Raw genomic sequence first — 7887 nt, 5'->3', positions numbered from 1 at the left:
AGGTGGGAGACTGGAAGAGCAGGCTTAGAGACTAAAGTCTTTATATCTTTCTCCTTGATCCCGCCTTTCCTTGTTCCCGCTCTTAGAAAAGCGAGCATCCTGAAATGGAAATCAATCATCTTTATTAAACAAAACCTAAAATTTATTGGAGAGGTGATTAAAATGACAAATGAGTTTGAAGCTAAGTTTGATGCGTTATTAAAAAAATATACGGAATTGTTATTAGGTGATTGGTCAGAAGAAAAACAAGGAAAAGTAGAAAAATGGGTTATGTATACCTATATATCAAAATCAATGCCTGCATTAACAAAACATTGGAATGATACATATCCGCAAGCGAAAGATGAAGTTATCAATCTAATAAAGGAAATAAAAACATTAAATGATCAACATCGAGAAGCTATGGCAAAGAGAAATAAGTCATAATATTTTATCCATATTTTTCAAAGATGACTGAATCTAAAAATTATGATAGTATAATATTTAGTAAGGGCATACATTTCTTAATAAACAAAATTCGACAAATTATTAAATAATTGTTTTAACAAAAATAATTAAATGATACATTAGTATTAGAGAGAGAGAAAAGAAAGATTAATTTGGGGGTAAAGTAATGGAACAAGTTATGAAAAATGCTTTTTTATTTATGTCTAAAAATAAGTTTTTAACTAAAATGGCCAAGAAATATGGTCTAAGATTTGGTGCAGCTCGTTTTGTTGCAGGCGAAACAATCGATTTAGCTACAAAAGTTATTAAGGATTTAAATAAAAAGAATTTAAAAGTAACAATCGACTACTTGGGAGAATTCGTTGATACTGTAGAAGAAGCAAACGAAATGGCAGACCACTGTATCGAGGCTATTGAAGCAATCGGTAAAGAGAAATTAAATTCTCAATGTTCACTTAAAATGACTTCTATGGGTCTGGATATTTCAGATGAGTTAGTATTAGCAAATATGCGTCGCATTTTAGAAGCTGCTAAGAAAAGTGGAGTATTCGTTACAATCGATATGGAAGATTTTTCTCGTTGTGAAAAAACAATCCGTATCTTTAAACAATTAAAGTCAGAATACGATAATATCGGTACAGTTATTCAAGCTTATTTATACAGAACTGAAAACGATATCACAGATTTAAATAGCTTAAAACCTAACTTACGTTTAGTAAAAGGTGCATATAAAGAGCCTGCAGAAGTAGCTTTCCCAGATAAAAAAGATGTGGATGAAAACTTCAAAAAAATTATTAAAATGCACTTATTAAATGGTAACTTCACTGCGATTGCATCACATGATGAAGCGATGATTGAGTACACAAAACAATTAGTAAAAGAACACAATATACCGAATGATCAATTCGAATTCCAAATGTTATACGGAATTCGTACAGAGCGTCAATTAGAGCTTGTAAAAGAAGGATATAACATGCGAGTTTATGTACCTTATGGAACTGACTGGTATGGATACTTCATGCGTCGCCTAGCTGAACGCCCTGCAAACGTTGCATTCGTATTAAAAGGTATGTTTAGTAAATAATTTTAAAAATGAAGAGGCTGACTAAAAAGGATTGAGTGAGAATCCTTTTTAGTCAGCCTTTTTTTCTCTATTACAGGATTAATTGTGATAAGTAAGTTAGTAGTAAAACAACATTATTTGTCCTAGTTTTGTTATTAACTTCGAGTGAAAAAAGTTTACTGACCCATATTTTTTTTACCGTACTGCTGATTATTACTTTGTTTTCCTTTTTCTTGTCGTTGATCTCCGTGACTTGCATTACCTTGAACACTTGCCGCACTGACTCCGCCCTTTGATGGATTTCTTTCACGTTTCATTCTTATCACCTCCATTTCTTATACTAACCTATTTAAATAAACTTATTAGTAAAAAACTATACAAGATTAAAAAAGCAGATTAGTAAGAAATGTGAAAGAGAAAAGACTTTAGAATAAAAAATAAAATTTTATTAATTTGAACTTTTTGTTTATTGCGAAAAATGAGAATTTATCATATAGTGAAAGTAGAGGTGCTCATTTGCAATGGAATGGTCTATCTTGAAAGTGAATGAGTATTCATTCAAGAAACGAGGAGGAGAAATGCATATGATCCAAAGAATTAAAAAGGCCGCTGTACTCGGCTCTGGTGTGATGGGATCTGGTATCGCTGCACACTTGGCAAATATAGGTATTCCAACATTACTTCTTGATATTGTACCAAGAGAACTATCTGAGGAAGATGCTGCAAAAGGTCTTACTACTGACTCTAAAGAATTTCGTAATCGTTTTAGTCAAACGGCTATTCAGAAATTATTGAAACAAAAGCCAGCTCCTCTTGCATCTAAGAAAAACTTAGCTTTGATTCAACCTGGAAACTTTGATGATGACATGGGTCGTTTAAGTGAAGTTGACTGGATTATTGAAGTAGTCGTTGAAAATTTAGCAATTAAAAAACAAGTATTGGCAAAGGTCGATGCGGTTCGCAAACCTGGCTCAATTGTAAGCTCAAATACATCTGGTATCTCAATTGAAGCAATGTCTGAAGATTGTTCAGATGACTTCAAAAAACATTTCTTAGGCACTCACTTTTTTAACCCACCACGTTATTTAAAATTATTAGAAGTTATTCCTACTAAACATACATCTGAAGAAGTACTTACATTTATGAAAAAATTTGGCGAAGACGTTTTAGGTAAAGGGGTTGTTTTAGCAAAGGATACGCCTAACTTTATCGGAAATCGAATCGGAACTTACGGATTACTTGTAACTGTACAAGAAATGCTTAAAGGCGGATACAGTGTTGGAGAAGTTGATTCAATTACTGGTCCAATGATCGGACGTCCTTCTAGCGCTACATTCCGTACATTGGATGTCGTTGGATTAGATACATTCATTCATGTTGCTAACAATGTTTATGAGTTAGTTGAAGGAGAAGAAAAAGAAGTATTTAAGGTTCCAGAGTTTATGAAAGAAATGGCTAATCGTAATTGGTTAGGAAGTAAATCTGGTCAAGGATTTTTCTTAAAACAAGGGAAAGAAATTCTAGAATTAGATCCAAGCACATTTGAATATGGAGAAAGAAAAAGCTTGCGTACAGCTTCAACTGAAAACGTTAAACAAGTTAAAGGTTTAGCGAATAAGTTGAAAGCGCTTGTATATGCTGATGATCGTGCTGGTAATTTCTTATGGAGTATTATTAGCCCGGTATTAGTATACTCTGCTGAATTAAACGGTGAAATTTCTGATAACATCGTTGGAATTGATCAGGCGATGAAATGGGGATTTGGCTGGGATTTAGGTCCTTTTGAAATTTGGGATGCAATTGGAGTGTCTAAATCAGTTGCCCGTATGGAAAGCGAAGGCTTAGTAGTTCCTAATTGGGTTAAAGATATGATCGATAACGGTAATGAAACTTTCTATAAACAAGATAATGGAGTTACTAGCTTCTATCATAACGGCCAATACGAAGAGCTTGTTAGAAATGAAAAAGAAGTTAAATTAAGTGTATTAAAAGAACAAGGTCGTATTATTAAGAAAAACTCTGGTGCTACTTTGATTGACCTTGGTGACGGCGTAGCATGTTTAGAATTCCATACAAAGAGCAATGCAATTGGAATGGATATTACACAAATGATTAATTTCGCAGTCGATGAAGTTTCGAAAAATTATAAAGGTTTAGTTATTGGAAACCAAGCTAAAAACTTCTGCGTAGGTGCGAACTTAGCAATGATTTTAATGGAAGCACAAGACGATAACTATTTTGAAATTGAAATGGTTGTTAAGGGCTTCCAACAAGCAATGATGAAAATTAAATACTCTGATAAACCGGTAGTAGTAGCTCCTTATGGAATGACACTTGGTGGTGGTGCTGAAATTTGTTTACCAGCTGCTAGTGTAGTTGCTTCTTCTGAAACTTATATGGGCTTAGTAGAAGTTGGGGTTGGCTTAATTCCTGGCGGAGGCGGTAGTAAAGAGCTTTACATTAAACAATTAAAACAATTCCCTGAAGGAGTTGCATTCGATCTTCAAGGTCTTGCAAATCGTGTGTTCGAAACGGTTGCTATGGCAAAAGTATCAACTTCAGCACAAGAGGCATTTGAAAATGGATTCTTAAATCAAGGAGATCGTAAAGTATTTAATGCGGATCACTTAATTTATGAAGCAAAACAACGTGTACTTGAGTTATATGAGGCTGGATATAGTGCGCCAATTCGTGAAAAAGTACCTGTTGTGGGTGAATCTGGTTATGCAACATTATTGGCTGGAGCAAACTCAATGTTCTATTCAGGGTACATTAGTGAGCATGATTTAACGATTGCTAAAAAATTAGCCTATGTAATTGCTGGTGGAAAAGTACCATACGGCACATATGTAGATGAAGAGTATTTATTAAATATCGAACGTGAAGCGTTTTTAAGTTTAATTACAGAAATGAAATCTCAAGCACGTATGCAACATATGCTTGTTAAAGGAAAACCGTTACGTAATTAATGGGAGATGGAGGGAAGAACATGAGAGAAGCTGTCATTGTAGCGGGTGCTAGAACACCTGTAGGTAAATCGAAAAAAGGATCACTTGCAACAGTTCGACCAGATGATTTAGGAGCATTAGTTGTAAAGGAAACATTAAAACGCGCAGGTAATTATGATGGTCCAATTGATGATGTCATTTTTGGTTGTTCATCACCTGAAGCCGAACAAGGTTATAATATGGCCCGTAATATTGGAGCACTTGCAGGATTACCTCATTCAGTTCCAGGAATAACGGTTAACCGTTATTGTTCTTCAGGTCTACAAAGTATCGCTTATGCAAGTGAAAGAATTATGTTAGGTCACTCTGAAGCAATTATTGCAGGTGGAGCAGAGTCAATGAGTCTACTTCCAATGGGAGGGCATGTTGCTCGTTTAAATAGTAGATTAGTAGAAACGGCTCCAGAATACTATATGGGTATGGGACATACTGCAGAGCAGGTTGCTAATCGCTATGGTATTTCTAGAGAAGATCAAGATGCATTTGCAGTACGCAGTCATCAGCGTGCAGCAGCAGCTATTAAAGAAGGGCGTTTTGTAGATGAAATCGTTCCTGTTGATGTAACGTTACGTTCAGTTAACTCAAATAACAAATTAGAAGAAAAGAAATTCACTTTCGCTCAAGATGAGGGAGTTCGTGAAGGTACATCTTCTGAAGTATTAGCAAAATTAAGACCGGCATTCAATGTAAAAGGTTCTGTAACTGCAGGTAACTCATCACAAACAAGTGATGGAGCAGCAGCAGTTTTAGTTATGGACCGTGAGAAAGCGGAAGCTGAAGGATTAAGCCCATTATTAAAATTCCGTTCTTTTGCAGTAGCAGGAGTAGCTCCAGAAGTAATGGGAATTGGACCAGTTGAAGCAATTCCAAAAGCTCTTAAATTAGCTGGATTAAGCTTATCTGATATTGGATTATTTGAATTAAATGAAGCTTTTGCTTCTCAATCAATTCAAATTATCCGTCACTTAGGACTGGATGAAGATCGTGTAAATGTAAACGGTGGAGCTATTGCATTAGGTCATCCACTTGGCTGTACAGGTACTAAATTAACTTTATCTTTATTACATGAGATGAAGCGTCGCGGTGAGCAATTTGGTATCGTAACAATGTGTGTAGGTGGCGGTATGGGTGCTGCTGGAGTATTTGAATTAGTTTAATAAGTCGTATGAATAGATTGATAGATTCTTTGCTAGAAAACAAGATTCTATCAAAAAAAATGAAATTTAAATAGGAGGAACTTTCGATGGAAAAAACAATTGGTAATTTACTTAAAGGCGGAAGCTTTTTAACGGAAGAAGTAACTTTTGATAAAGTATTTACACCTGAGGATTTCTCAGATGAGCATAAATTAATTGCGAAAACAACTGAAGAATTTGTTGTTAATGAAGTATTACCAGAATTAGAGTATCTAGAGAAGCATGAATTTGACCGTACAGTAAGATTATTAAAACAAGCTGGCGAATTAGGATTATTAGCAGCTGATGTTCCTGAGGAGTATGGTGGAATTGCATTAGACAAAATTAGCTCTGCTTTAATTACAGAGAAAATTTCTAGAGCAGGTGGTTTTTCACTTTCTCAAGGTGCTCACGTAGGAATTGGCTCACTTCCAATCGTTTTATTCGGAAATCATGATCAAAAACAACGTTATTTACCAGCTTTAGCAACGGGTGGAAAATTTGCCGCTTATGCATTAACGGAACCAGGTTCTGGATCAGATGCATTAGGAGCTAAAACTACTGCTAAGCTAAATGCTGAAGGGACTCACTATATCTTAAATGGTGAAAAACAATGGATCACAAACTCTGCATTTGCTGACGTATTCATCGTTTATGCAAAAATTGATGGCGAACACTTCTCAACATTTATCGTTGAAAGAGGTTACGAAGGTGTATCTACAGGCCCAGAAGAAAAGAAAATGGGGATTAAATCTTCTTCTACTCGTACATTAATTTTAGAGGATGTAAAAGTACCAGTTGAGAACCTTTTAGGAGAAAAAGGGAAAGGGCATGTTATTGCATTTAACATCTTAAATATTGGTCGTTATAAATTAGCTGTTGGTACAGTTGGTGGTTCGAAACGAGCTTTAGAATTATCAGCAACTTATGCTAACCAACGTCAACAATTCAAAACGCCAATTGCTAAATTTAGTTTGATTCAAGAAAAATTAGCAAGCATGGCTACAAAAATTTATGCTAGTGAAAGTTCAGCTTATCGTACTGTAGGTCTTTTTGAAGATCGCTTCAGTCAATTAACTGAAGAGCAAGCAAAAGATCCAAAAGCTGTAGCAGCTGCGGTAGCAGAATATGCGATTGAATGTTCATTAAATAAATTCTTCTGTTCTGAAGTATTAGATTATGTTGCAGATGAAGGCGTACAAATCCATGGTGGATATGGTTTCATGGCTGAATATGAAATTGAGCGTATCTACCGTGATTCTCGTATTAATCGAATCTTTGAGGGAACGAACGAAATCAACCGCTTAATCGTGCCTAGCACTTACCTTCGTAAAGCAATGAGCGGAGAGCTTCCATTACTTCAACAAGCACAACAAATTCAAGAAGAATTAATGATGTTAATGCCTTCTGAAGTTGGAGATGCTCCATTAGAGCAAGAAAAACATTTAGTACGTAATGCGAAAAAGATTGCGATCATGATTGCTGGATTAGCAGTTCAAAAATTCGGTAAAGCATTAAGTAATGAACAAGAAATTCTAGTAAATATTGCTGATATCGTAAGCAATATTTATGCAATGGAATCAACAGTTCTACGTACTGAAAAAGCGATCAACAAAGTTGGTTTAGAAAAATCAAACCAAAAATTACTTTATACTCAAGTATTCTGCCAAGAAGCATTTAACGAAATCGAAGCACATGCGAAAGAAACACTTGTAGCAGTTGAATCAGGTGATACATTAAGAATGATGACGTCAGCACTTCGTAAGTTTACGCGTCATACACCAATTAATGTAATTGCGAAGAAACGTGAAATCGCAGCTAACGTATTAGCTGAAGAACGTTATACTGTTTAATTTCAGAAAAACTGCCAATTTGTTGATTGGCAGTTTTTTTCGTTGGATGGTATAGGCTATGGAGGGAAACACGAACATACTGTGTATATTGTTGATAAAGTTGTGAACTTTGTTGATATAGCCGTGTATTTTGTTGATAAAGTTATGAACTTTGTTGATATAGCTGTCTACTTTGTTGATAAAGAAGTGAAATCTGTTCATAAAAGTATGTTTTTTGTTCATAAAGTGAATCTGGTATTAAAATAATCAGGTATTGTAAATGCTGAAATCTTTTTATGGAATAAAAGGATAAATTTCCCACGAGTTGTGAAATAATAGTAGAAGTTGAGTTGAATTTAAAC

General features: G+C 35.0%; 7 protein-coding genes. 6 read left to right on the top strand and 1 reads right to left on the bottom strand.

The window, feature by feature from the left end; translation table 11 throughout:
* Nucleotides 1-162: 162 nt before the first annotated feature.
* Nucleotides 163-426 carry a DUF2573 family protein gene (locus tag B7R67_RS13995; RefSeq protein WP_088071407.1) on the top strand — a complete coding sequence of 88 codons (264 nt, stop codon included), beginning with the start codon at nt 163-165 and terminating at the stop codon, nt 424-426.
* Between the two features lie 187 nt (nt 427-613).
* Nucleotides 614-1531, top strand: coding sequence for a proline dehydrogenase family protein (locus B7R67_RS13990; protein ID WP_088071405.1), 918 nt, complete (start codon nt 614-616; stop codon nt 1529-1531).
* 155 nt (nt 1532-1686) lie between these two features.
* Here the strand turns inward: B7R67_RS13990 and B7R67_RS13985 are convergent, their stop codons facing one another.
* A complete protein-coding gene (locus B7R67_RS13985; protein ID WP_088071403.1) occupies nt 1687-1827 on the bottom strand; it encodes a YuzL family protein in 141 nt (46 codons plus the stop codon).
* A 270-nt stretch (nt 1828-2097) separates the two neighbouring features.
* Here B7R67_RS13985 and B7R67_RS13980 point away from each other — a divergent pair, with 270 nt between their 5' ends.
* The 4 genes from B7R67_RS13980 (at nt 2098) to B7R67_RS21915 (ending at nt 7792) form a co-directional block, all read left to right on the top strand.
* Entirely contained in the window at nt 2098-4479 is a 2382-nt protein-coding gene (locus B7R67_RS13980; protein WP_088071423.1) for a 3-hydroxyacyl-CoA dehydrogenase/enoyl-CoA hydratase family protein, read from the top strand.
* A 20-nt stretch (nt 4480-4499) separates the two neighbouring features.
* Nucleotides 4500-5675 (top strand): acetyl-CoA C-acetyltransferase, encoded by a 1176-nt coding sequence (locus B7R67_RS13975; protein WP_088071401.1) that lies wholly within the window; start codon nt 4500-4502, stop codon nt 5673-5675.
* An 86-nt stretch (nt 5676-5761) separates the two neighbouring features.
* The gene (locus tag B7R67_RS13970; RefSeq protein WP_088071399.1) at nt 5762-7546 is read left to right on the top strand and encodes an acyl-CoA dehydrogenase family protein; all 1785 of its coding nucleotides are present in this window, start codon (nt 5762-5764) and stop codon (nt 7544-7546) included.
* 42 nt (nt 7547-7588) lie between these two features.
* A complete protein-coding gene (locus B7R67_RS21915) occupies nt 7589-7792 on the top strand; it encodes a hypothetical protein (RefSeq protein ID WP_142289563.1) in 204 nt (67 codons plus the stop codon).
* Nucleotides 7793-7887 lie beyond the last annotated feature (95 nt).

This window comes from Gottfriedia luciferensis (assembly GCF_002156865.1).
GTDB classification, from domain to species: Bacteria; Bacillota; Bacilli; order Bacillales; family Bacillaceae_G; genus Gottfriedia; species Gottfriedia luciferensis.
The sequence above is the reverse complement of the archived record's forward strand: the minus strand, read 5'-3'. Positions and strand labels throughout refer to the sequence as shown.

Excerpts from the sequence above, each read along its gene's own strand:
- B7R67_RS13995 (WP_088071407.1), top strand. The coding sequence starts at position 163 with ATGACAAATGAGTTTGAAGCTAAGTTTGATGCGTTATTAAAAAAATAT.
- B7R67_RS13990 (WP_088071405.1), top strand. The coding sequence starts at position 614 with ATGGAACAAGTTATGAAAAATGCTTTTTTATTTATGTCTAAAAATAAG.
- B7R67_RS13985 (WP_088071403.1), bottom strand. The coding sequence starts at position 1,827 with ATGAAACGTGAAAGAAATCCATCAAAGGGCGGAGTCAGTGCGGCAAGT.
- B7R67_RS13975 (WP_088071401.1), top strand. The coding sequence starts at position 4,500 with ATGAGAGAAGCTGTCATTGTAGCGGGTGCTAGAACACCTGTAGGTAAA.
- B7R67_RS13970 (WP_088071399.1), top strand. The coding sequence starts at position 5,762 with ATGGAAAAAACAATTGGTAATTTACTTAAAGGCGGAAGCTTTTTAACG.